This is a genomic window from Pseudoalteromonas sp. GW168-MNA-CIBAN-0100 (genome assembly GCF_040309225.1).
Lineage (GTDB): Bacteria > Pseudomonadota > Gammaproteobacteria > Enterobacterales > Alteromonadaceae > Pseudoalteromonas > Pseudoalteromonas arctica.
In genome coordinates this window covers 1-411 of record NZ_JBEOOL010000155.1, presented here as the reverse complement: position 1 = coordinate 411, position 411 = coordinate 1, and the positions used below count along the sequence as shown (strand labels likewise).

Annotated in this window: 1 protein-coding gene; it reads left to right on the top strand. The window is 46.0% G+C overall.

What is annotated here, in order from left to right; translation table 11 throughout:
• The coding region (locus AAEY62_RS20480) for a TonB-dependent receptor domain-containing protein (protein ID WP_350636069.1) at positions 1-411 on the top strand (411 nt) is incomplete at both ends.

The window sequence follows — 411 nt, the reverse complement described above, 5'->3', positions numbered from 1 at the left end:
GCATTTAGCTTTGGCGACGATGTGGTGATGATGGCAGCCGGTATTGAGTACCGCGAAGAAGACGTTACAGATATCCCTGATGATCAGTTCCGTCGCGGTTTAATTTTTGGTACTGAAGCTGTATCAGCCGCAGCATCGCGCGATCAATATGCTGCTTATGTTGAATTTTCAATTCCACTAGCTGATACATTAGAATTGCAACTTGCTGGACGTCACGATGACTATAGCGATTTTGGCACAACTACCAATCCAAAAGTTGCACTTCGCTGGGCACCTAGTGATGAAATCACGGTTCGTGGCTCATGGGCACAAGGCTTTAGAGCACCCTCTTTAGCACAAGTTGGCCTAGGTCCATCAGAAAAAAGTCAGTTCTTTATTGATACTCAACGCTGTCAACAAACGGGCTTAGAC